Genomic DNA, 22,165 nt, shown 5'->3' with positions numbered 1-22,165 from the left:
TACAAAAATCAGAGGTCAGAAAACAGAGGTCTGTGTTTATTTTCTAAACGGCATTCCCATCAGCCGCAACAATTCAAAGTTCTGTTTATCCGAATCACCGGTAAAAACCACTGTTATATCCATACCCTGAGTCCTCTGGACCTTATCATAATCAATCTCAGGAAATATCGTTTGTTCATTTATTCCTAGAGAGTAATTACCTTTTTTGTCAAATGAGCCTTTAGGCACTCCTCTAAAATCCCTGACCCGGGGCAAGGTAACATTTATCAAACGATCCAGGAATTCGTACATCTTCCTGCCCCTTAACGTAACTTTGCAACCGACCGGAACACCGGCTCTGATTTTAAAGCCAGCCACTGCTTTTTTGGCAAGCGTTTTTATTGGTTTCTGGCCGGTAATAATAGCTAATTCGGCCATGGCTTGCTCCAAAATTTTTATATCCTGAGCGCCTTCGCCTACACCCATATTGACAACCAGCTTTTTCAGCCTGGGAATAGCAAGCTTATTTTTAAAGCCGAACTTATCCAGCATCTTGGGGATAATCTCGTTATTGTATAGTTCCAATAATCTGACCATTGTTTATCACCTTTTTATTATATAATCTCCCCGCATTTCTTACAGGTCCTGACTTTAGCGCCGTCGGATAAGAATTTATGACCGATCTTAGCAGGCTGTTTACACTTTGGGCAAAATAACATCAGATTAGACAAATGGATAGATCCTTCTTTTTTAACAATACCGCCCTGGGGATTTATCTTGGTAGGCCGGCTGGCCTTTTTTACTATATTTAAACCTTCCACTATCGCCCGGCCCTGCTTAGAAAAAACTTTTAAAACCTTACCGGTTCCCTTTTTTTCCTCGCCGTTGATGACCATAACCAGATCATTCCGCTTAATATGCCTCATTATCTATCTCTCCTGCCATCTAAGATTTTGGTCATTATGAATTTGGATCTGTATATTATCTCACACTACTTCCGGAGCAAGAGAGATAATTTTCATAAAATTCTTATCTCTCAGTTCCCTGGAAATAGAACCAAATATCCTTGTCCCTTTGGGATTGCCATCTGCATCTATAATAACAACTGCGTTCGAATCAAACTTTACATATGAACCGTCTTTGCGCCTAATCGGAAAACATGTCCTGGCCACCACAGCCCTTACCACTTCGCCCTTTTTTATTACTGCTGTTGGCGTAGCTTCCTTGACCGCACAGGTAATTATATCTCCTATTGAAGCATATCTTTTCCCGGAACGGCCGATTACCCCAATACAGCCAACTTTTTTCACGCCAGTATTATCAGCCACATCTAAAATGCTCTGCATCTGTATCATTTTTTCTCGCTGCTCGCTAACTATACGCCAATCTTACTATGCCTCTCATCACTACTTACCTCTTGCTTCTTCCGTGCTTACCACTTCCACCAACCTCCATCTTTTCTGTTTAGAAAGAGGCCTGGTTTCCATAATTTTGACCTTATCCCCGGTCCTGGCTTTGTTATCCTGATCGTGGACCTTAAATTTGCTGGTCTTGGTAATGACCTTGTTGTAAACAGGATGCTTGCTCAACCTGGCTATCCGCACAACAATGGTCTTATCCATCTTATCGCTTATTACTATGCCAACTTGTTCTCTGCGAAGGCCTCTTTTATTTTTTGTCATGGTCTTTTACGCTTTCTGTCTGGCGCTTAATAGTTAAAATCCTGGCTATCATCCGCCTGGCTTCACTAATCCGGCTGGGCTTTTCAAGCTTGCCTGATTTTGCCTGGAACCTCAGCTTGAAAAGTTCCTCTTTTAACTCAGCCAACTTATGTTCTAATTCGGCAGTACCTAACTGTCTGATTTCGTCTGTTTTCATCTTTTGACAAATTTAGTTCGTAAGGGCAGTTTATGAGCGCAGGTCCTCATTGCTCCTCTAGCCAACTCCTCGGGCACACCATCTATTTCAAATAATATCCTGCCCCGCTTAATTACGCATACCCAATACTCGGGCTCACCTTTTCCTTTACCCATCCTGGTTTCTGCTGGTTTCTTGCTCACTGATTTATCGGGAAAAACCCTTACCCATATCTTTCCTTCCCGCTTGACGTGTTTAGTCAAGGCTACCCGGGCAGCTTCAATTTGGATGTTCGTCAACCAGACATTACCTAACGCTTTTATCCCGTACTCGCCAAAAGCAATTGTCGAACCCTTGCTGGCAACTCCGGATCTCCGTCCCCGCTGTGATTTACGATATTTAACCCTTTTGGGCATTAGTGCCATTATCGGATTTTCCCTTCTTGAACCTGTTTTTGGGGCCTGGATCCAGTATTTCTCCCTTGTATACCCAAACCTTTACCCCGATCAAACCATAAGTAGTCTGGGCTTCGCAAAAACCATAATCTATATCCGCCCTAAAGGTATGCAGGGGAATCTTACCTTCTTTATAACCTTCCGAGCGCGCTATTTCCGACCCCTCTAACCTCCCGGCACAGGCAATCTTTATCCCCAAACCACCTGCTTCTACTGTAGCAGCTATTGCTTTTTTCATCGCCCGCCGGAAATTAATGCGTTTTTTAAGCTGAAAAGCGACATTCTCGGCAACTAATTGAGCGTTAAGCCGGGGAGATTTTACTTCTTTTATATTAATATAGATTTCCTGACCGGTAAATTTTTGAAGGTCTTCTTTGAGCCGCTCGATCTCCTGGCCGCGACGGCCGATTATAACACCGGGTTTAGCGCTATAAATATTAAGTTTAACGTTGTGACCGGCACGTTCAATTTCAACTTTGGCTATGCCGGCGAATGAAAATCTCTCCTTGATAAAACGCCTTAATTTTACGTCTTTGTAAACAAGCCCGCCAAAATCCCTGCTTTTAGCAAACCATGATGAACTCCACTCTTTAATATATCCTAACCTCAGCCCTGTTGGATGTACTTTTTGACCCATAATCTTCCGTTTAACTCCTTATTTAAATTGTCAAATTGTCAAATGGCTAAATTGCTAAACTGATAACTTTTAACTCTGAGTATTTTTTTCATCTTGCAATTTAACAATTTAGTTCGGTTTTTTGTCTAATTCTACAGTTATATGAGCTGTTTTTTTTAAAATCGAAGCAGCCCTGCCCATTGCCCGCGGCCGAAACCTTTTCAGCATCGGGCCTTTATCCGCAACCACCTTGGAAATATACAGATCCTGTTCATTTATTTCCGGCTTTTGTTTGGCATTACTAACTGCCGACTTTAAAACCTTGGCAATGCAGCCAGCAGACTTTTTGTTTACCCCGGCTAAAATAACCAGAGCCCTCTGGGCATTTTTACCCTGGACTAATCGGGTTACCTGCCTTACCTTCTGGGGAGAAATCCTGATATATTTGGCAATTGCCCTAGAAATCATTGTCGTCGTTCAACTCCTCATTTAAATTGTTAAATTGCTAAATGGCTAAATTGTTATTTAAAAAATACTTTATCGATTTAGCAGTTTAACAATTTAACAATTTATTTACTTCAACGCTACAGAAACCTCGGTGGCAGAACCGTGCCTTCTGAATATCCTGGTCGGCGAAAACTCACCCAGCTTATGCCCAACCATGTTTTCGGTAATAAAGACCGGCATAAACTTTTTCCCATTATGGACAGATACGGTCAAACCTATAAAATCCGGGGTTATGGTAGAACGCCGGGACCAGGTCTTAATCGCCTTTCGGTCACCCGACTTTCTTGCTTTATCAACCTTTATTAGAAGCTTGGGGTCAACGTATGGACCCTTTTTTAACGAGCGTCCCATATTAAATTACCTCTTTTTCTTTTTCCTTTGCCGGCGTTTAACAATAAACCTATCGGAATATCTTCTTTTCCTTCTTGTTTTAAGGCCTTTGGTCGATTTGCCCCAGGGTGTAACCGGGTGTCTGCCGCCGGAGGCTTTTCCTTCACCGCCGCCAAGAGGATGATCTACGGGATTCATAGCCACTCCCCGGGTAGCCGGCCTTACTCCCAACCACCGTTTTCGACCGGCCTTGCCAAAGGATAGAGCATTATGATCTATATTTGAAACCCGGCCGATAGTGGCAAAACAATCAAGCCCAACCAACCGTATCTCACCAGAAGGTAGTTTAATATGGGCAAATTGGCCTTCCTTAGCAGCAATCAAGGCATTATTACCGGCGCTGCGCACTAACTTGCCTCCCTGGCCAGCTTTTAATTCAATATTATAGATTGGCATACCCGCCGGGATTTTACGCAGAGGCAGGCAATTGCCTGTTTTTATTTCACCTTCAACACTGGAAATTATTTCGCTGCCTACTTCTAAATCTGAAGAAGCTATTATATATCTTTTTTCACCGTCATTATACTCAACCAGAGCTATCCGGGCAGACCTGTTGGGGTCATACTCAACAGACAGCACTTTTGCCGGAACATCATGTTTATCTCTCTTGAAATCAATAATCCTGTATTTGCGGCGGTGACCTCCACCCCTGTGCCTGATAGTAATACGGCCATATACGTTTCTTCCGTCTATTTTTTTAAGCGTTTTGATTAAAGACCGCTCCGGTTTTTTGGAAGTGACATCCTCAAACGTAGATACACTCCCAAATCTTCTGGTAGGCGTTGTCGGTTTAAATTTCCTGATTGCCATATATTCCTTTTAACTATAACTAGTTGAAATATGCTCTAAAATTTTTTCAGAACTTCGCCGCGAAATTAATTTCAATGAGACTCTTCTTATGTTATATCGATGGTTTGTCCTTCAGCCAAAGTCACAACAGCCTTTTTCCAATTCGCTGTTCTTCCTTCCTGAAAACGTACTCTTTTCTTTTTGCCCCGCACCTTCATCGTATTAACAGCGTTGACTTTTACTTTATATATTTCCCCAACAGCCTTTTTTATCTCTATTTTATTAGCATTGACATCAACTGAAAAAAAGTATTTGTTAAGAGGGCCCTGCTTAGTTCCCTTTTCAGTCAGCAGCATATATTTAATTATAGAATACGGATTTTTCATGACTCTCTACCTTTTTTATCTGTATTCATCTGTTGTTTTTTCAGCAATCGGTCAGTCACGGCTTTAAGGGCCTGTTCAGTGATAACTAACTTATGATGCCTGATCAAGTCATAGGTATTAAGATCAGCCGGGCTCTTTATAGCCAGGCCGAAGATGTTTCTTGCTGACCTGATTAAAACTGAATCTAAATTATCAACAATAACCAAAGGCTTATCCAGTGCTTTTAATTTCAACAAGATAGAGGCAACCTCTTTTGTCTTTGGCTTACTGATTGTTATCTCTTTAACAACTATTATCTGTTTACTTTGAAGTTTAGAATTTAAGGCTGAGATCAAAGCCAGGCTTTTCATCTTTTTAGAAAGCTTGCAGGAATAATCCCGGGGATGCGGTCCAAAAATCACTCCGCCTCCCTTCCATAACGGCGACCTGATGGTGCTGGCCCTTGCCCGGCCAGTGCCCTTCTGCCTCCAGGGCCTGCTTCCTCCGCCTCTTACGTCCTTACGGGTTTTTGTAGAAGCGTAACCCCCGCGCTTATTCCGGGCATAAATCATCATTGCCTGCTTTAACAGCGGTTGGTTAACCCTGCCGTTAAAAACTCTTTCGTCAAGATCAACCTTGCCGGTTTGCTTTCCTTTTAAATCATAAATAGTAGCTGACGATATCATTGCTTATCTGATTTATCTGTCTTAACGGTTTGTTGCTTTTTTTTAGCGTTTCTGATCATCAAATAACTGTTTCTATGGCCTGAAACCGAGCCTTTAATCATAAGAATATTACTTTCTAGATCTACCTTAACGACCTTTAAGTTCTGGATAGTCTTTCTCTGCCCCCCCATTCTCCCGGGAAGATGATGGCCTTTGACCACTCTGGATGGAAAGGCACTGGCCCCTATTGACCCGGGACGGCGATGGGTCATCGAGCCGTGAGAAGCGCACTGGCCGCTCCAGCCCCATTTTTTCATCCCTCCTTGAAATCCCTTGCCAATAGATACGCTTGTAATATCAACAAAATCGCCTTCATTGAATACATCGACCTTTATCTCCTGGTTGACCTTAAACTTATCTTCCCCGGAAATTTTAAACTCCCGGATAAATCTTTTTTCCTTAAAGCCTAACTGAATGGCCCGATACCCGTCATTTTCGAGAGTTTTCAGCTGGATTACTAAACAGGGGCCGGCTTCTATTACGGTTACCGGAATAGCATCACCGTTCTGTTTAAAAATCTGCATCATCCCTATTTTTTTTCCCAAAATCCCTTTAACCATTGTCTTTGCTTTCCCGCTGCTCTGTGTCATCCTGCGGTTAAACCGCAGGATCCGGTTAAATATCGTCTTATAGCTTAATTTCTACGTTTACACCTACCGGCAAGTCAAGCTTCATTAGGGCATCCACGGTTTTGGAAGTGGGTTCTAGTATATCAAGTAGTCTTTTGTGGATTTTAATCTGGAATTGCTCCCGCGATTTTTTATCAATTACCGGACTGCGTAAAACCGTATAATCTTCCCTGGCGGTAGGCAAAGGTATAGGCCCGGAGATCTTTGCCCCTGTCCGTTTAGCGGTGTTGACAATCTCTAAGATAGACTGGTCCAATACCCTATGATCATAGGCCTTTAATCTTATTCGTATTTTTCCCTGCGAAACTTTTCTTTTAGTCATTTTCTGCTTCTTTCCCCAACTTAAGCCATGAGCTTCCGACTACGCAATTACTTCCGAAACCACCCCGGCACCCACTGTATGTCCGCCTTCCCGGATAGCAAACCGCTGTTCTTTTTCCATGGCGATCGGGATGATCAGTTCTGCTTCCAATTCTGCGTTATCTCCGGGCATTACCATTTCTACGCCCTTGGGCAGGGTTGCTACGCCGGTAACGTCAGTGGTCCTGAAATAAAACTGAGGACGATAACCGGTAAAGAACGGGGTGTGCCTGCCGCCCTCTTCCTTGCTCAGGATATAAACCTTGGCTTTGAATTTGGTATGAGGGGTGATTGATTTTGGTTTAGCCAAAACCTGGCCTCGGCTAATCTGCTCTTTTTCTACACCTCTTAACAACAGGCCCACATTATCTCCGGCCTGGCCGGAGTCCAGGGTCTTTCTGAACATCTCGACTCCAGTAACTACTGTCTTTTTGATCTCTTTGGTAAGACCGACTATCTCTACCTCTTCGCCTATCTTGATCTGGCCTCGTTCAACCCTGCCGGTGGCAACCGTTCCTCTACCGGTGATTGAGAATACGTCTTCTACGGGCAAAAGGAATGGTTTGTCAATATCTCTTTTAGGGGTAGGGACGTAGTTATCAACGGCGTTAAGCAGTTCGGGAACAAATTTACAATCCGGGCAATCATCTTTTCCACAGCCACAGTTCATTGATTTGACCGCGCTTCCTTTTATTACCGGAATGTCGTCGCCGGGAAATTCGTATTTGGTGAGAAGTTCCCTTACTTCGAGTTCTACCAGGTCTAAGAGTTCGGGATCATCTACCTGGTCTATTTTGTTCAAAAATACTATGATGTAAGGTACGCCTACCTGACGAGACAGAAGAATGTGTTCTCTTGTCTGGGGCATCGGGCCGTCAGCTGCTGAGACTACTAAAATAGCGCCGTCCATCTGGGCAGCGCCGGTAATCATGTTCTTGATATAATCAGCGTGCCCCGGGCAGTCGATATGAGCGTAATGCCGCTTGTCGGTCTGATATTCGATGTGGGAAACTGCAATGGTAATACCCCGTTCCTTTTCTTCCGGAGCATTATCGATAGACTCAAAGGAACGTTCTTCAGATAAGCCTTTTTTGCTTAAAAACTTGGTCATTGCACTGGCTAAAGTAGTCTTTCCATGATCTACGTGCCCAATAGTGCCGATGTTGATATGAGGTTTGGTGCGTTCAAATTTTTCTTTGGCCATAAGTTACCTCCTTTTTTTAGATTTTCCCGATTATCTTTTCCGCTATCTGCCCGGGAACCTCTCCATAATGAGCGGGCTCCATGGTATAAGTAGCCCGGCCCTGGCTAAGGTTCCTTAAGGCAGTCGCATAACCAAACATCTCTGATAAAGGCGCAAACCCCTTAATTATCTTTCGGGTTGCGCCTTGTTCTATTTCTATTTCTTCTATCTTGGCTCGACGCGAATTAAAGTCACCAACCACAACACCCATATATTCTTCCGGAACCACGACTTCTACTTGCATTATCGGCTCCAGCAATATTGATTGCGCTCTCTTTAACCCATTATTAAATGAGATAGAAGCCGCCATCTTAAAGGCAAACTCAGAAGAGTCTACCTCATGATACGACCCATCAAACAGAACAATCCGGCAATCCACAACCGGATATCCCGCCAGGACTCCGCTTTTAGCCGCTTCTATTACCCCTTGTTTCGTAGAAGCGATAAACTCCCGGGGAATTTTACCTCCGATAATTTTATTTTCAAATATAATTCCCTGACCCGCCGGAGCAGGTTCGATTTTGAATAATACATGTCCATACTGGCCTTTACCGCCGGTCTGTTTGACAAATTTACCTTCTGATTCCACCGATTTAGTAATAGTTTCTTTATAAGCTACCTGGGGTTTCCCAACATTAGCTTTCACTTTAAAATCTCTGAGCATTCTCTCTTTCAAAATTTCTAAATGCAGCTCCCCCATTCCGGAAATTATAGTTTGCTCTGTTTCTCGATCGATTTTGACCTTAAACGTCGGATCTTCCTCGGATAATTTTTTCAGAGTAAGAGAAAGCTTTTCTCTATCTAAGCTGGTCTTCGGTTCAATAGCCACAGATATCACTGGATCTGGAAAATGTATCGACTCCAGGACAACAATATTTTCCTTATTACACAACGTATCACCGGTAGTGACAGATTTTAATCCCACCGCAGCGACGATATCACCGGCATACACCTCGGATCTATCCTCCCGTTTATTAGCATGCATCTGCAAGAGTCTGGCAATCCGCTCGCGCCTCTGTTTTGTAGAATTATAGATTTGTGAACCCGCAGAAATCCGGCCTGAATAAACCCTGAAAAAAGCCAGTTTTTCTACATAAGGATCGGTAACCATCTTAAACACCAGGGCGCTGAATGGCGCTTGCTCAGAAGCCGGACGCTCTTCTTCCCTGTCGGTTTCGGGGTTTACTCCCTTGATCGAAGGAATATCTATTGGCGAAGGAAGATAATCGAGTATAGCGTCAAGTAATGGCTGAACCCCTTTATTCTTAAGGGCGGTTCCGCACAATACCGGGACAATTTTCCCTTTTATAGTCGCCTCTCTTAATGCTCTTTTTATTTCTTTTATGGTCGGCTGGCCGCTATGGACAAACTTATCCATAATGATCTCGTCTTCCTCTGCCAGTTTTTCGATCAACCTTGCTCTATAGTTATTTGCTTCCTCAATTAATTCGGAAGAAATATCCTTCTCAATAAAAACCGCGCCTGATTTCTGATTATCGCTATAGGTTATAGCTTTCATTTTTACCAAGTCGATAACCCCGCTAAAATCATCTTCTTTCCCTAACGGCAGCTGAATCGGGACTACGTTTGCTTTTAATTTCGTCTCCATTTCCTCTAGGCAGGAAAAAAAGTCCGTTCCTGACCTATCCATTTTGTTGACAAAAGCAATCCGGGGAATATTATACCTATCCGCCTGATACCAAACAGTCTCGGTCTGCGGTTGAACCCCTCCTACCCCACAGAATATACCGATCGCCCCGTCTAACACCCTTAATGACCGTTCCACTTCAGCAGTAAAATCCACATGACCCGGGGTATCAATGATGTTTACCTTGTGATTACGCCAGAAACAAGTAGTGGCTGCCGAAGTAATGGTTATCCCCCTCTCTTTTTCCTGGCTCATCCAATCCATAGTAGCCGTTCCTTCATCAACTTTTCCCATCTTATACAATCTGCCGGTGTAATAAAGTATCCTCTCGGTGATACTGGTCTTACCAGCGTCAATGTGGGCCATTATTCCAATATTCCGTGTCTGTTCTATGGGATATTCTCTTGTCATTGTTTATCGTTCAGCATTTACCAACGATAATGCGCAAATGCTTTGTTTGCCTCGGCCATTCTATGAGTATCTTCTCTCTTCTTTATGACTGATCCCTCTTTTTTATAAGCAGCGATTATTTCAGCGGCTAATTTCTCTTCCATCGGTTTGCCCTTTTTAGCGCGGGCAAAATTCCTCATCCACCTCAAAGCCAGCACAATCCCTCTGGCTGAACTTACTTCGATCGGAACCTGATAGGTCGCACCTCCGACTCTTCTTGACTTTACTTCCAGCAAAGGTTTGGCATTATCAACCGCTTTTTTAAAAATCTCTAGGGGATCCTGCTTATCTGTTTTACTGCTGACAATATCAAAGGCGCTGTAGGCTATTCTTTCAGCCAGAGATCTTTTCCCCTTGAGCATCAACATACTAATCAGCGTTCCTACCAACTTGTCGTTATATTTTGTATCTGGTTTTATCCCGCGTCTTGGCGCCCGCTGCCTTCTCATTTATCGTTTAACTCCTCATTTAAATTGTTAAATTGCTAAATGGCTAAATTGTTATTTAAAAAATACTTTATCCATTTAACAGTTTAACAGTTTAGCAGTTTAGCAGTTTATTTATTTCCCTCTCTTTGATCCGTATTTGGATCTTGATTTCTTCCGGTCAGTAACACCGGCAGTATCAAGCATCCCCCTGACTATGTGATATCTCACACCAGGCAGGTCTTTAACCCTGCCGCCCCTGATAGTCACTATTGAGTGCTCTTGAAGATTGTGGCCAACACCCGGAATATAAGCAGTCACTGTTGTATTATTAGTTAAACGGACCCTGGCTACTTTGCGAAGGGCGGAATTCGGTTTTTTGGGCGTCTGTGTCTTAACCAATAAGCAAACACCTTTTTTCTGGGGTGAACCCTCCATGGCTTTGGACTTACTCTTTTTAAAACTACTCTTTCTTCTTTTTCTGATTAACTGGCTTACTGTCGGCATCTATCGTTTAACTCCTCATTTAAATTGTTAAATTGCTAAATGGCTAAATTGTTATTTAAAAAATACTTTATCCATTTAACAGTTTAACAGTTTAGCAATTTATTTATTTCTCTTCAGCTATCTTCTTTACCATTTCGATCTCTCGATGTTCCCTGAATCCCGTTCCGGCCGGAATAAGATGGCCCATGATAACATTTTCTTTAAGACCAAGCAAGCTGTCCTTTCTGCTTCTGGCAGCTGCATCCGTTAAAATACGGGTGGTTTCCTGAAAACTGGCCGCAGAAATAAAACTATCTGTGTCTAAGGACGCTTTGGTTATCCCCAAGAGCAGCGGAGTTGCCCGGGCAGGCTGTTTGTTCTTTTTGGCCATTTTCTCATTTTCCTCGTGAAACCTGAACTTATCCACATTTGCTCCGACCAAAAATTCTGTATCACCCGAATTCTCTATTCTTACCTTTCTAAGCATTTGCTTGACGATAACCTCGATATGTTTATCATTTATCCGCACGCCCTGCAGACGGTAAACCTCCTGAATCTCTCTAACCAGATATTCCTGAAGATGTTTATCTCCGCGAACCCTTAAAATATCATGGGGCACTATCGGGCCTTCGATCAACTGCTCACCGGCTATCACCTTATCGCCCTTATAAACATTAAGATGGCTATCATAGGGTACGGTGTATTCCTTTTTCATTCCGGTCGGCGATTTAACAACAATCTTTCTTTGCCCCTTCGGCGCTTCGCCAAATTCGACTGTTCCGTCAATTTCGCTGATAACCGCTGGATTTTTGGGCCGCCTGGCCTCAAATAGCTCGGCTACTCTGGGCAGCCCACCGGTAATATCTCTGGTCTTGATAAACTTACGAGGAGTTTTCGCTAATAGATCTCCAGCTTTAACCCCCTGGTTATCTTTGACTACAATATGCACGCCTACCGGCATGGGATAAAACGTCAAAATCTCTCTTTTGGACCCGTAAATAACGATCTGGGGATGAAGATCTTCTTTATGCTCTACAATTACTCTCTTGGTCAAATTGGTGGTTGAATCCAATTCCTCCTTAATAGTCACGTCTTTAATTACATCTTCAAACCTGACTTTGCCTTTAACCTCAGTAAGGATTGGAATGGTATAAGGATCCCATTTAACAAAAATTTTCCCTTTCTTAACCATTTCATTTTCCTTAACCAGTATTTTGGAGCCAATCGGGATGGTATGCCGTTCCAGTTCTCTTTTTTTATCATCATGGACGCTGACCTGGCCGTTCCTATTTAAAATGATCATCTCTCCTTTTAAGCCGGATTCTACTATCTTCAGGTTATGATATTTCAACGTCCCTTTATTCCTGGCTTTAACAAATGATTGTTCAATAACCCTGCTGGCAGTACCCCCGATATGAAAAGTCCTCATTGTAAGCTGAGTTCCCGGTTCCCCGATAGACTGGGCAGCTACAATGCCTACTGCCTCGCCTATTTCGACCAACTTACCTGTAGCAAGGTTTCGACCGTAACATTTAGCACAAACTCCGCTTGCTGCCTCACAGGTCAAAACACTTCGAATACGGATCTTTTCAATCGAAGCAGCCTCGATTTTCACAGCCATCTCTTCGGTAATGTCTTCTCCGGCGCGGACAATAACTTCGTCGGTGATAATGTCCACTACGTTATCCAATGCGATCCGGCCGATAATCCGCTCTTTTAGGCTCACCACCACTTCATCGCCTTCAATTATCGCCTCGACTGTAATTCCGTTCAAGGTTCCACAATTTATCTCTCTGATAATAACATCCTGGGCTACATCAACCAGCCTTCTGGTCAAATACCCGGAGTCAGCTGTCTTTAGCGCTGTATCAGCCAATCCCTTACGGGCACCGTGAGTAGAAATAAAATATTCCAGCACTGTCAGGCCTTCGCGGAAATTAGCGGTGATCGGATTCTCGATAATCTCACCGGAAGGTTTAGCCATCAAACCCCGCATCCCACAGAGCTGCCTGATCTGAAGTTTTGAGCCGCGGGCTCCGGAATTAGCCATCATAAAAATAGGATTAAACGTGTTCAGGGTTTCGAATATCCGTTCAGAAACCTTATCGCTGGTGCGCGTCCAGATATCAACAACCCTGTTATATCTTTCCCGGTTAGTAATCAGGCCTTTACGGTACTGCTCTTCAATAGTGCCTACCTCCTGCTTTGCCTCGTTTAAATATTCTCTTTTTTGCGGAGGTATCTGAAGGCTGTCAATAGAGATAGAAATTCCTGCTGAGGTTGATTCTTCGAAACCAACCTCTTTTAATTTGTCTAAAATCAAAATTACCTGGTACTGGCCAAACTGTTTATAGCAATCTACGATAATACGGCTAAGCTTACTTTTATTGATTACATCGTTGAAAAACGGAAATCCTTCAGGAAAGATTTCATTAAACTGAACCCGGCCGACAGTGGTCTCGATAATTTTTTTGTTGATCCTTACCTTAATTTTGGCCTGCAGGCCCACTTCTTTATCTAAATAAGCGGTAGTGACTTCCCGGGGGTCAGAAAATATTTTTCCTTCTCCCGTATCCCCTGGTTTTTCTCTAGTTAAATAATAACAACCTAGGACTATGTCCTGGGTGGGACTGGCAATCGGCTCTCCGTTAGCCGGGGAAAATATATTGTTGGAAGCGAGCATTAAAATCCTGGCCTCCATCTGGGCTTCTATTGATAATGGAACGTGAACTGCCATCTGGTCGCCGTCAAAATCAGCGTTAAACGCCGCGCAAACCAGCGGATGAACGCGGATAGCCTTGCCTTCCACCAAAATCGGTTCAAATGCCTGGATACCTAAACGGTGAAGAGTAGGAGCGCGGTTAAGTAAAACCGGGTGTTCACTTACCACTTCCTCTAATATATCCCAAACTTCTGATTTAATCTTTTCCACCATTTTTTTGGCGCTCTTGATAGTGTGAACCAATCCTTTTTCTTTTAGTCTTTTAATAATAAACGGCTCGAATAATTCCAGGGCCATTTTTTTAGGGAGCCCGCACTGATTAAGTTTAAGTTCCGGGCCAATTACGATTACGCTTCTTCCGGAATAGTCAACCCTTTTACCAAGAAGATTTTGACGAAAACGACCTTGTTTACCTTTAAGCATATCGCTCAAAGACTTTAACGGACGGTTGCCCGGACCCAAAATAGACCGGCCGTGCCGGCCATTATCAAATAGTGCATCAACCGCTTCCTGGAGCATCCTTTTCTCATTACGAATAATAATATCCGGAGCCTTGAGCTCAAGAAGTCTTCTCAACCGGTTATTCCTGTTTATTACTCTCCGATAAAGATCGTTCAAATCTGAGGTAGCGAACCTGCCGCCATCCAAAGCCACCAACGGCCTTAAATCAGGAGGAATGACCGGGATTACATCCAGAACCATCCATTCCGGCTTATTCCCTGATTTTCTGAACGACTCTACTACCTTTAACGATTTGACCAACCTGAGCATTGTCTGTCTTGATGTTGAAGCTCCTAACTGCCTGCGAAGGCCAACAGCCATTTTGTTAAGATTGATCTCGCTCAATAATTCTTTTATTGCCTTCCCGCCCATCCTGGCTGTAAACTTCGAACCGTACTGGGACAGATACCTTTGATATTCTGGTTCGGATAAAAGTTGTTTTTTCTTTAGCGGCGTCTGGCCCGGATCAATAACTATATAGTCTTCGTAATACAAAACCCTTTCTAATGCCCTTACGCTCATATTCAACAGCGCGCCGATGCGTGAAGGCGAAATTTTAAAGAACCAAATATGGGACACCGGCACAGCTAATTCAATATGTCCCATTCTTTCCCTTCTTACTTTGGCTTGAGTAATCTCTACCCCGCACCTGTCGCAGATAATACCCTTATTTTTGATGCGCTTATATTTACCACAGGCACATTCCCAATCCCTGCTTGGCCCAAATATTTTCTCGCAAAACAACCCGCCTTTTTCAGGCCGCAGGGTCCGGTAATTTATAGTCTCTGGTTTTTTAACTTCTCCCCTTGACCAGCTCCTAATTATTTCCGCAGAAGCAATCCTAATAGTTACTGAATCAAAAACATTAATATTATCGTGTCCCATCGGCTTTTAGAACCCCTCCATCTTTTTCCTTTGTCCGCTCAACTGCTACATCTAACGCCAGGCTCTGCAGCTCTTTAATTAACACGTTAAAAGATTCCGGGGTTCCCGGCTGAAGCGCATTTTCTCCTTTAACAATTGCTTCATAAATCCTGGTCCGTCCGCTTACATCGTCTGATTTAACCGTAAGCAATTCTTGAAGACAATAGGCTGCTCCGTAAGCTTCTAATGCCCAAACTTCCATCTCACCAAAGCGCTGGCCGCCGAACTGGGCCTTTCCTCCCAGCGGCTGCTGGGTGACCAAAGAATAAGGTCCGATAGACCGGGCATGGATCTTATCAGCAACCAGATGGGCTAATTTCATAACATAGATATATCCAACCGTTACCTTCTGTTTAAAAGGCTCTCCTGTCCGGCCATCATAAAGTCTGATCTTGCCGTCTTCGGGAAGAAAGGCCTTTCTGAGTTCTTCTTTTATTTGCAACTCGCCAGCGCCGTCAAAAACAGGCGTTTTTACATAAAAACCTAATACTTTAGCAGCCCAGCCCAAATGAGTTTCCAGGATCTGCCCGACATTCATTCTGGAAGGAACCCCTAGTGGATTTAAAACTATCTCTACCGGCGTGCCATCGGGCAAGAACGGCATATCTTCTTCGGGTAGTATCTTGGCGATAACCCCTTTATTGCCGTGGCGACCGGCCATTTTATCGCCTACCGACAGCTTTCTTTTCGTAGCAATATAAACTACGACTTTTTTGATCACTCCCGGCGGAAGTTCATCTCCTTTTTTTAAATATTCGATCTCTTTTTCCTGCTCGTCTATCAACTGCTCGATGGAATCATCGCAAATTCGGGCAACCTTGGATATTTCTTCTTCTACCGCAGTGTTTGTTTCTAACTTAATGTTTTGGAAATCACATTTCTTAATCTTGTTGATATTAATCTTGCTGATCTTTTTCCCTTTGGCAACAAGAATTGCTCCGGATTGGCTATCCAGCAACGGTTCACCTAAAACCTTCCCCATTAAAAAGCTGGAAATCCTTTGAACCTTCTCCCGGGTAATTTCTAATATTCTTTTTTTATAGCTTCGCCGAATCTTATCCATTTGGTTAAGTTCGGATTTTCTTTGTTCCTTGGTTCTGGGACCAGCAGACTTCCTGGAAAAAACTTTGACATCTACCACTATCCCTTCCAAGCCTGCCGGCGCAGTGAGCGAGGCATCTCTTACATCACCTGCTTTTTCGCCAAAGATAGCCCGCAATAACTTTTCCTCTGGCGAAAGTTCTGTTTCTGATTTGGGAGTAACTTTTCCTGCTAATATATCTCCTGGCCCGATTTCAACGCCGATCCGAGCAATACCCTCGTCATCCAGGTGGCTTAAGGCATCTTCTCCAACATTGGGAATATCGCAGGTTATCTCTTCATTCCCCAATTTAGTATCCCGGGCTTCTATTTCAAATTCCTCAATATGAATCGAGGTATACGCATCGTCTTTAAGCAGCTTTTCGCTGACCAGAATTGCATCTTCAAAGTTATAGCCACGCCAAGGCATAAATGCCACCAGCACATTCCTGCCCAGAGAAAGCTCTCCCTGACAGGTGGCCGAGCCATCGGCTATTACTTGCCCTTTCTTGATCTTATCGCCGACAGAAACAATCGGCTTCTGATTTATACAGGTGCTTGCGTTAGACCGGGCAAACTTTGTCAGCCGATATTCTTTTTCATCAATTCGAATCCGGTCTGCGGTCACCTCTTTAACCACTCCTGAATGCTCAGCTATAACCACTACTCCTGAATCTCTGGCTACTACGCCTTCCATCCCTGTGCCGATCAACGGAGCTTCGGGAGTAAGAAGCGGCACTGCTTGGCGCTGCATATTTGATCCCATCAACACCCTGTTGGCGTCATCATGCTCAAGAAACGGAATAAGGCTGGCCGATACCCCAACCAGCTGTTTAGGTGAAACATCCATATAGTCTACTTTACCTTTTAGTACCCTGATAAAGTCGTCCTGATATCTACAGAATACAATATCTTCAATAAAATTATTTTTTTTATCTAATTTTGCATTAGCTTGGGCAATAGCATATTTGTCTTCAATATCAGCAGAAAGATATTCGATTTTATCGGTTACCCGTTCGTTAATAACCTTTCGGTAGGGACTTTCCAAAAAGCCAAACTCGTTTACTCTGGCATAAGTGCTCAGTGAAGATATTAAGCCTATGTTCGGGCCTTCGGGGGTTTCTACCGGACAAACACGTCCATAATGTGAATAATGAACGTCTCTAACTTCAAATCCCGCCCTTTCCCTGCTTAATCCTCCCGGGCCAAGAGCAGAAAGCCTGCGCTTATGGGTCAATTCAGCTAATGGGTTGATCTGGTCCATAAACTGGGAAAGCTGACTTCGGCCAAAAAAATCCTTAACAGTGGCAGAAATCAACTTGGCATTAATCAAGTTATGGGGCATAGCGGAATTTAAATCATAAATTGACATTCTTTCTAAAATTGACCGTTCCATCCGGGCCATTCCTACTCTGAACTGATTTTGAAGCAATTCGCCGATAGTCCTGACACGGCGGTTACCTAAATGGTCAATATCATCAATTTTGCCCTCGCCGTTTTTTAATCTTACCAAATATTTAATAGCTTCTATAATATCTTTCAATTCCAGAATTCTTTTATCCAGCAACACATTCAATTTTAATTTTCGATTAAGAATATATCTGCCGACCCGGCCAAGATTATAGTAGTGCGAATCCAGAAAAAGTCTGTTAATCAAAGCCTCTGCGTTTTCTTTTATCGCTGGGTCTCCCGGCCGCATCCTTCTATAAATAGCCAGTAATGCTTCTTCTTTAGAACGATGAACATCTTTTAGCAAGGTATTAATTATGGCAAAATCTTTAACTGGTTCTTTTAAAACCTTGACCGTTTTGATCCGGAGCGTCCGCAAGTCCTTCAATAAATCCTCGCTGATCTTCTGGCCAGCCTTGGCCAGAAGTTTATTATTTTCCTTATCAATAATATCATGCGCTAATATTCTATTGATCAGCTTATGAACTGATTGGTTCTTATCTATCTTAAAGGATTCAGATTCATAAAACAGCGTTATAATTCCTCCGTCATCAGAACATCCTAATGCTTTAAGAAATGTGCTGGCTAAAAACTTTCGGCGCCTATCAATATAAACAAATAATACATCATTTATGTCCAATTCTAATTCCAACCAGGCTCCGCGATAAGGAATAAGCCGGGCAGTATAGACCCGTTTTCCGCTGGGATGAATAGCTTCTTCAAAGCTGACACCCGGAGAACGATGAAGCTGGCTAACCACTATCCTTTCGGCACCATTTATAATAAATGTCCCTGTCCTGGTCATCAGCGGAAGATCACCAATATAAACATCCTCTTCCTTAGGATCCGCCTCTTTCCGGGAGAGCCTTAATTTCAATTTCAAAGGCGCGGCATAAGTTATACCCCGTTTCTGACATTCTTCAGCAGTGTACTTCGGCCTTCCCAGAGAATAACTGATAAATTTAAGCGTTACCTCGCCGTCATAACTCTTGATCGGAAAAGCCTGGTTAAAAACCGCCTGCAGACCTTTATTCTCCCGTTTCGTTTTCGGACAGCCTATCTGCAAAAAATCTTCGTAAGAAGACGTCTGAATTTCTATCAGGCTGGGTAGATTAATAACTTCCGGGATGCGCGCATAATTTTTTCGCTTTAACATTTTTTCCTTTTTTTATCCTTTTACTTAAGTTCTACTGTCGCGCCCTGGGCTTCGATTTTTTTCTTCATCTCTTCGGCCTCTTCTTTAGAGACGCCTTCCTTGATCGGCTTGGGCGCAGCCTCAACCAAGTCCTTAGCCTCTTTCAAGCCCAGGCTGGTCATACTTCTGATTTCTTTAATAACCTGAATTTTCTTGTCCCCTATTTTTGCCAAAACAACGCTAAAGGTAGTTTTTTCCTCAGCAGCCGCTCCAGCACCAGCCGGACCAGCCATAGAACCAGGAACCATGGCCATCATCGGAGCAGCAGCTGAAACTCCGAATTTATCCTCCATTGCTTTCACTAATTCAGACAGCTCTATCACGCTCATTTGTCCAATAGACTTCATTATCTCTTTGAGCTTGTCGGATATCTCCGGAGCAGGTTTTGCCTCAGTTTTCACAACAGGTTCTGCCTCAGCTTTTGGTTCAGGTTTCTTCTTCTCTTTCTTTTCTTCTTTCAACTCAGACATTCTAACCTCCCTGTTTTTCCTGTTTCTTTCTGATTTTATCCAGTACGATAACAAATTTCCTTATTACCTGGCTTAATGCATTAACCAAGCCATTGACCGGTGCGTTCAATCCCCTGACAACGCTGGCTAATAAAACCTCCCGGCTCGGCAAAGCAGCAATGGCTTTTACGCAATCACTTGAAAGTAATTTTTCACCTGTCAGTGCACCGCAAATATCCAGCGCCGGGTGGTCTTTGTTAAAATCAACCAGAGATTTGAAAATACTCTCCGGTGATTCCTTGCTGATAGCTATTCCTACAGAATCTTCTATTAAATCAAGTCCTTTTGATAGATTTGAGTTCTTCAGGGCCAATTCAGCAAGACGGTTTTTAACAACCAAGTACTGCCCGGCCTGCGTATTGAGCTTGCGCCTCAACTGGTTCATTTCCATAGCGCTAAGCCTATTAATTTTGGTGAAGATTAAAACTTCGGCCTGTTGAAATCTGCTCGTCAATTCCTTAACTAGTAATTCTTTATCAAACGATGCCATTTTGCCTCTTCTTTGTTTAAATTGTTAAATTGCAACCTCTCATTTTAACAGTTTAGCAATTTGACAATTTAACAATACTATTTTAGAGAACTAACATCCAGCCTGATTCCTGAACCCATTGTGGTACTTAAACTCATGCTTTTTATATACTGACCTTTGGAATGTGAAGGTTTATGTTCGATTACTGCTTTGATCAAGCTACGTATATTTTCAGAAAGTGCTTTTGGTTGAAAAGAAATCCTGCCTACTCCGAGATGAATATCGGCTTGCTTGTCAACCTTAAATTGTACCTTTCCTTTTTTTGTCTCGCTGACTGCTTTTTTGATATCCGGAGTTACGGTGCCGGCTTTGACACTGGGCATTAAGCCGCGCGGCCCGAGAATACGCCCCAACCTGCTTATTTCCTTCATCATATCAGGGCTGGCAATGGCTACATCAAAATCCAGCCAGCCGGAATTTACTTTCTTAATCAACTCTTCTGAGCCTACAAAATCCGCCCCTTCTTCCTTAGCTATTCTTTCATTTTCGCCTTTACAAAAAACTGTTACTTTAACTTTTTTGCCGGTCCCGTGGGGTAAGATCACCGTACCCCGCACTAATTGATCAGACTTTTTGGGATCAACTCCTAATTTAAAAGAAACCTCTACCGTTTCATCAAATTTAGCTCCGGAAAATTTCTTTAATGTCTCGACCGCTTCCTGGAGCCCATAGAGTTTGTTTTTATTAACTAATTTTTGAGTTTCTTTATATCTTTTACTCGGTTTCAATCCCCATACTCCTCGCCGTACCCTCAATAATCCTCATTGCGCCACTTAGGTCTTTAGCATTTAAATCCTTGATTTTAATCTTGGCTATTTCTTCAACCTGCTGTTTGGTTACTTTACCAATTTTTTCTTTATTCGGCTCACCCGAAGCCTTGGCTATACCACAAGCCTTTTTTAAAAGCACGGCAGCCGGCGGGCTTTTGACAATAAAAGTAAATGATCTATCTTCATAGGCAGTAATAACAACCGGAATAACCAATCCTTCTTTGCCTTTGGTAATTACGTTAAAAGCCTTGCAAAACTCCATAATATTAAGTCCGTGTTGCCCTAAAGCCGGACCAACTGGGGGAGCTGGATTTGCCTGAGCACCTGCAACATGCAATTTTATAACTGCCTTAACTTTCTTAGCCATTTTATACCTTCTCCACCTGCCAATATTCCAATTCAACCGGCGTGGGCCTTCCGAATATTGAGACTGTTACTTTTAATTTACCCTTAGCCGGATTTATTTCTTCGATACTGCCGTTAAAATTGGTAAAAGGACCTTCTTTCACCCTAACTATTTCTCCTTGCTCAAAAAGAACTTTGGGTTTCGGCTTAGCTGTCTTTTCTTCAATTTGTTTTAAAATATTCTTTACTTCGCTATCGCGCAATGCCAAGGGTTTGGTACCTGAACCGACAAAGCCGGTAACCCCGGGAGTATTCCTTACCAGATACCAAGTTTTATCGTTCAAGTCCATTTCTACTACAAGATATCCTGGAAAAAACTTCCTTTGGCTTATAGATTTTTTTCCGCTTTTAACCTCGGATACTTGTTCTGTGGGGATTAAGACCTGAGAAATACTGCTTGCTAATCCGTTTAACTCCGCACGTTTCTTAAGACTAACTTTTACTTGATGTTCGCGTCCGGTCTGGGCATGAACTACATACCATTTCTTGGCCATTTCTCACCTGATCAACAATCCGATACCTCTAGACAAAAAATAATCACAGATGCCTATAAAAGTAACCAACAATAAAGTAACAACTATTACTATCACGGTTGAACCGATTAACTCATCTTTGGTAGGCCACGATACTTTTTTTAATTCTGTCCGAGCTTCTTTTAAAAAACCTACTATTTTATTAGCCATTTATATTTCTTTTTATTTCTATAGGTACCAACAATTTGCCGTTAAGGCAAATCGTCGGTACTAATTCGGTCTTACAGCTTAGCTCGTCCCTTCAGGACTTGCTAAGTTATGACTTCATTAGCAGGCCTGGAGGGATTCGAACCCCCATCACCCGGTTTTGGAGACCGGTGCTCTAGCCAATTAGGAGCTACAGGCCTTCATTTCGTTTCTTTGTGTACGATATGCTTTTTGCAAAACCGACAGTATTTGTTTAATTGCAGTTTATCGGGGTTTTTTCTCTTATTCTTAGTGGTAGTGTAATTTTTTCTTTTACATTCACCACAAACCAGTGTAACTATTTCCTGCGGCATTTTCTGCTTCTTTCCCCAACTTAAGCCATGAGCTTCCGACTACGCAATTACTTCCGAAACCACCCCGGCACCCACTGTATGTCCGCCTTCCCGGATAGCAAACCGCTGTTCTTTTTCCATGGCG

General features: G+C 42.9%; 28 protein-coding genes and 1 tRNA gene. All 29 read right to left on the bottom strand.

The window, feature by feature from the left end; genetic code table 11:
- Positions 1-36: 36 nt before the first annotated feature.
- Positions 37-576 (bottom strand): 50S ribosomal protein L5, encoded by a 540-nt coding sequence (gene rplE, locus U9Q08_00980; protein MEA3328306.1) that lies wholly within the window; start codon positions 574-576, stop codon positions 37-39.
- Positions 577-593: 17 nt separating this feature from the next.
- Positions 594-905 carry a 50S ribosomal protein L24 gene (gene rplX / locus U9Q08_00975; GenBank protein MEA3328305.1) on the bottom strand — a complete coding sequence of 104 codons (312 nt, stop codon included), beginning with the start codon at positions 903-905 and terminating at the stop codon, positions 594-596.
- Between the two features lie 60 nt (positions 906-965).
- Positions 966-1,334 carry a 50S ribosomal protein L14 gene (rplN, locus tag U9Q08_00970; protein MEA3328304.1) on the bottom strand — a complete coding sequence of 123 codons (369 nt, stop codon included), beginning with the start codon at positions 1,332-1,334 and terminating at the stop codon, positions 966-968.
- A 51-nt stretch (positions 1,335-1,385) separates the two neighbouring features.
- Entirely contained in the window at positions 1,386-1,661 is a 276-nt protein-coding gene (rpsQ, locus tag U9Q08_00965) for a 30S ribosomal protein S17 (GenBank protein ID MEA3328303.1), read from the bottom strand.
- On the bottom strand, positions 1,648-1,857 hold the full coding sequence (gene rpmC, locus U9Q08_00960; GenBank protein ID MEA3328302.1) for a 50S ribosomal protein L29: 210 nt from the start codon (positions 1,855-1,857) through the stop codon (positions 1,648-1,650). Before rpmC ends, rpsQ begins: the two co-directional genes overlap by 14 nt.
- Positions 1,854-2,261, bottom strand: a complete 408-nt coding sequence (rplP, locus tag U9Q08_00955) for a 50S ribosomal protein L16 (protein MEA3328301.1) — start codon at positions 2,259-2,261, stop codon at positions 1,854-1,856. Before rplP ends, rpmC begins: the two co-directional genes overlap by 4 nt.
- Entirely contained in the window at positions 2,236-2,928 is a 693-nt protein-coding gene (gene rpsC, locus U9Q08_00950; protein MEA3328300.1) for a 30S ribosomal protein S3, read from the bottom strand. The genes rplP and rpsC overlap by 26 nt, the downstream gene beginning before the upstream one ends.
- Before the next feature lie 108 nt (positions 2,929-3,036).
- Positions 3,037-3,375, bottom strand: a complete 339-nt coding sequence (rplV, locus tag U9Q08_00945) for a 50S ribosomal protein L22 (GenBank protein MEA3328299.1) — start codon at positions 3,373-3,375, stop codon at positions 3,037-3,039.
- A 105-nt stretch (positions 3,376-3,480) separates the two neighbouring features.
- Positions 3,481-3,765, bottom strand: a complete 285-nt coding sequence (gene rpsS, locus U9Q08_00940) for a 30S ribosomal protein S19 (protein MEA3328298.1) — start codon at positions 3,763-3,765, stop codon at positions 3,481-3,483.
- A gap of 6 nt (positions 3,766-3,771) precedes the next feature.
- Positions 3,772-4,614, bottom strand: coding sequence for a 50S ribosomal protein L2 (gene rplB / locus U9Q08_00935; GenBank protein MEA3328297.1), 843 nt, complete (start codon positions 4,612-4,614; stop codon positions 3,772-3,774).
- A gap of 86 nt (positions 4,615-4,700) precedes the next feature.
- Positions 4,701-4,979, bottom strand: a complete 279-nt coding sequence (gene rplW / locus U9Q08_00930) for a 50S ribosomal protein L23 (protein ID MEA3328296.1) — start codon at positions 4,977-4,979, stop codon at positions 4,701-4,703.
- Positions 4,976-5,644 (bottom strand): 50S ribosomal protein L4, encoded by a 669-nt coding sequence (gene rplD, locus U9Q08_00925; protein MEA3328295.1) that lies wholly within the window; start codon positions 5,642-5,644, stop codon positions 4,976-4,978. The genes rplW and rplD overlap by 4 nt, the downstream gene beginning before the upstream one ends.
- Complete coding sequence (rplC, locus tag U9Q08_00920; GenBank protein MEA3328294.1) at positions 5,641-6,243, bottom strand: 50S ribosomal protein L3; 603 nt, start codon at positions 6,241-6,243, stop codon at positions 5,641-5,643. The genes rplD and rplC overlap by 4 nt, the downstream gene beginning before the upstream one ends.
- Positions 6,244-6,310: 67 nt before the next feature.
- Positions 6,311-6,634: a 30S ribosomal protein S10 gene (rpsJ, locus tag U9Q08_00915; protein MEA3328293.1), complete on the bottom strand. Its 324-nt coding sequence runs from the start codon at positions 6,632-6,634 to the stop codon at positions 6,311-6,313.
- Between the two features lie 39 nt (positions 6,635-6,673).
- Positions 6,674-7,876 carry an elongation factor Tu gene (gene tuf / locus U9Q08_00910; protein ID MEA3328292.1) on the bottom strand — a complete coding sequence of 401 codons (1,203 nt, stop codon included), beginning with the start codon at positions 7,874-7,876 and terminating at the stop codon, positions 6,674-6,676.
- A gap of 16 nt (positions 7,877-7,892) precedes the next feature.
- A complete protein-coding gene (gene fusA / locus U9Q08_00905) occupies positions 7,893-9,974 on the bottom strand; it encodes an elongation factor G (GenBank protein ID MEA3328291.1) in 2,082 nt (693 codons plus the stop codon).
- A 17-nt stretch (positions 9,975-9,991) separates the two neighbouring features.
- Complete coding sequence (gene rpsG, locus U9Q08_00900; GenBank protein MEA3328290.1) at positions 9,992-10,462, bottom strand: 30S ribosomal protein S7; 471 nt, start codon at positions 10,460-10,462, stop codon at positions 9,992-9,994.
- Between the two features lie 111 nt (positions 10,463-10,573).
- Positions 10,574-10,945, bottom strand: a complete 372-nt coding sequence (gene rpsL / locus U9Q08_00895; GenBank protein ID MEA3328289.1) for a 30S ribosomal protein S12 — start codon at positions 10,943-10,945, stop codon at positions 10,574-10,576.
- 103 nt (positions 10,946-11,048) lie between these two features.
- Complete coding sequence (gene rpoC, locus U9Q08_00890) at positions 11,049-15,032, bottom strand: DNA-directed RNA polymerase subunit beta' (GenBank protein ID MEA3328288.1); 3,984 nt, start codon at positions 15,030-15,032, stop codon at positions 11,049-11,051.
- On the bottom strand, positions 15,019-18,756 hold the full coding sequence (gene rpoB / locus U9Q08_00885; protein ID MEA3328287.1) for a DNA-directed RNA polymerase subunit beta: 3,738 nt from the start codon (positions 18,754-18,756) through the stop codon (positions 15,019-15,021). The genes rpoC and rpoB overlap by 14 nt, the downstream gene beginning before the upstream one ends.
- Positions 18,757-18,776: 20 nt before the next feature.
- The gene (rplL, locus tag U9Q08_00880; protein ID MEA3328286.1) at positions 18,777-19,166 is read right to left on the bottom strand and encodes a 50S ribosomal protein L7/L12; all 390 of its coding nucleotides are present in this window, start codon (positions 19,164-19,166) and stop codon (positions 18,777-18,779) included.
- Between the two features lie 100 nt (positions 19,167-19,266).
- Entirely contained in the window at positions 19,267-19,794 is a 528-nt protein-coding gene (rplJ, locus tag U9Q08_00875; protein ID MEA3328285.1) for a 50S ribosomal protein L10, read from the bottom strand.
- A gap of 77 nt (positions 19,795-19,871) precedes the next feature.
- Positions 19,872-20,561 carry a 50S ribosomal protein L1 gene (gene rplA, locus U9Q08_00870; protein ID MEA3328284.1) on the bottom strand — a complete coding sequence of 230 codons (690 nt, stop codon included), beginning with the start codon at positions 20,559-20,561 and terminating at the stop codon, positions 19,872-19,874.
- Complete coding sequence (gene rplK / locus U9Q08_00865; GenBank protein ID MEA3328283.1) at positions 20,548-20,970, bottom strand: 50S ribosomal protein L11; 423 nt, start codon at positions 20,968-20,970, stop codon at positions 20,548-20,550. The genes rplA and rplK overlap by 14 nt, the downstream gene beginning before the upstream one ends.
- A 1-nt stretch (position 20,971) precedes the next feature.
- A complete protein-coding gene (gene nusG / locus U9Q08_00860) occupies positions 20,972-21,502 on the bottom strand; it encodes a transcription termination/antitermination protein NusG (GenBank protein MEA3328282.1) in 531 nt (176 codons plus the stop codon).
- 3 nt (positions 21,503-21,505) lie between these two features.
- Positions 21,506-21,691, bottom strand: coding sequence for a preprotein translocase subunit SecE (secE, locus tag U9Q08_00855; GenBank protein MEA3328281.1), 186 nt, complete (start codon positions 21,689-21,691; stop codon positions 21,506-21,508).
- A 121-nt stretch (positions 21,692-21,812) separates the two neighbouring features.
- Positions 21,813-21,888 (bottom strand) — tRNA-Trp (locus tag U9Q08_00850).
- Entirely contained in the window at positions 21,889-22,041 is a 153-nt protein-coding gene (gene rpmG, locus U9Q08_00845) for a 50S ribosomal protein L33 (GenBank protein ID MEA3328280.1), read from the bottom strand. It abuts the tRNA gene before it with no gap.
- A 39-nt stretch (positions 22,042-22,080) separates the two neighbouring features.
- The coding region (locus U9Q08_00840; protein MEA3328279.1) for an elongation factor Tu at positions 22,081-22,165 on the bottom strand (85 nt) is incomplete at its 5' end.

The sequence above is a fragment of the Candidatus Omnitrophota bacterium genome (genome assembly GCA_034717435.1).
Lineage (GTDB): Bacteria > Omnitrophota > JAUWXU01 > JAUWXU01 > JAUWXU01 > JAYELI01.
Note: the sequence above shows the minus strand (reverse complement) of the source record. Positions and strands in the feature narration are given on the sequence as shown.

Excerpts from the sequence above, each read along its gene's own strand:
- tuf (MEA3328292.1), bottom strand. The coding sequence starts at position 7,876 with ATGGCCAAAGAAAAATTTGAACGCACCAAACCTCATATCAACATCGGC.
- rplW (MEA3328296.1), bottom strand. The coding sequence starts at position 4,979 with ATGAAAAATCCGTATTCTATAATTAAATATATGCTGCTGACTGAAAAG.
- rplD (MEA3328295.1), bottom strand. The coding sequence starts at position 5,644 with ATGATATCGTCAGCTACTATTTATGATTTAAAAGGAAAGCAAACCGGC.
- rpoC (MEA3328288.1), bottom strand. The coding sequence starts at position 15,032 with ATGGGACACGATAATATTAATGTTTTTGATTCAGTAACTATTAGGATT.
- nusG (MEA3328282.1), bottom strand. The coding sequence starts at position 21,502 with ATGGCCAAGAAATGGTATGTAGTTCATGCCCAGACCGGACGCGAACAT.
- rpsC (MEA3328300.1), bottom strand. The coding sequence starts at position 2,928 with ATGGGTCAAAAAGTACATCCAACAGGGCTGAGGTTAGGATATATTAAA.
- rpsS (MEA3328298.1), bottom strand. The coding sequence starts at position 3,765 with ATGGGACGCTCGTTAAAAAAGGGTCCATACGTTGACCCCAAGCTTCTA.
- rplV (MEA3328299.1), bottom strand. The coding sequence starts at position 3,375 with ATGATTTCTAGGGCAATTGCCAAATATATCAGGATTTCTCCCCAGAAG.
- rpsG (MEA3328290.1), bottom strand. The coding sequence starts at position 10,462 with ATGAGAAGGCAGCGGGCGCCAAGACGCGGGATAAAACCAGATACAAAA.
- rplX (MEA3328305.1), bottom strand. The coding sequence starts at position 905 with ATGAGGCATATTAAGCGGAATGATCTGGTTATGGTCATCAACGGCGAG.
- rpsJ (MEA3328293.1), bottom strand. The coding sequence starts at position 6,634 with ATGACTAAAAGAAAAGTTTCGCAGGGAAAAATACGAATAAGATTAAAG.
- fusA (MEA3328291.1), bottom strand. The coding sequence starts at position 9,974 with ATGACAAGAGAATATCCCATAGAACAGACACGGAATATTGGAATAATG.
- rplE (MEA3328306.1), bottom strand. The coding sequence starts at position 576 with ATGGTCAGATTATTGGAACTATACAATAACGAGATTATCCCCAAGATG.
- rplJ (MEA3328285.1), bottom strand. The coding sequence starts at position 19,794 with ATGGCATCGTTTGATAAAGAATTACTAGTTAAGGAATTGACGAGCAGA.
- rplP (MEA3328301.1), bottom strand. The coding sequence starts at position 2,261 with ATGGCACTAATGCCCAAAAGGGTTAAATATCGTAAATCACAGCGGGGA.
- secE (MEA3328281.1), bottom strand. The coding sequence starts at position 21,691 with ATGGCTAATAAAATAGTAGGTTTTTTAAAAGAAGCTCGGACAGAATTA.
- rplK (MEA3328283.1), bottom strand. The coding sequence starts at position 20,970 with ATGGCTAAGAAAGTTAAGGCAGTTATAAAATTGCATGTTGCAGGTGCT.
- rpsQ (MEA3328303.1), bottom strand. The coding sequence starts at position 1,661 with ATGACAAAAAATAAAAGAGGCCTTCGCAGAGAACAAGTTGGCATAGTA.
- rpmG (MEA3328280.1), bottom strand. The coding sequence starts at position 22,041 with ATGCCGCAGGAAATAGTTACACTGGTTTGTGGTGAATGTAAAAGAAAA.
- rplB (MEA3328297.1), bottom strand. The coding sequence starts at position 4,614 with ATGGCAATCAGGAAATTTAAACCGACAACGCCTACCAGAAGATTTGGG.
- rplC (MEA3328294.1), bottom strand. The coding sequence starts at position 6,243 with ATGGTTAAAGGGATTTTGGGAAAAAAAATAGGGATGATGCAGATTTTT.
- rpmC (MEA3328302.1), bottom strand. The coding sequence starts at position 1,857 with ATGAAAACAGACGAAATCAGACAGTTAGGTACTGCCGAATTAGAACAT.
- rpoB (MEA3328287.1), bottom strand. The coding sequence starts at position 18,756 with ATGTTAAAGCGAAAAAATTATGCGCGCATCCCGGAAGTTATTAATCTA.
- rplN (MEA3328304.1), bottom strand. The coding sequence starts at position 1,334 with ATGATACAGATGCAGAGCATTTTAGATGTGGCTGATAATACTGGCGTG.
- rpsL (MEA3328289.1), bottom strand. The coding sequence starts at position 10,945 with ATGCCGACAGTAAGCCAGTTAATCAGAAAAAGAAGAAAGAGTAGTTTT.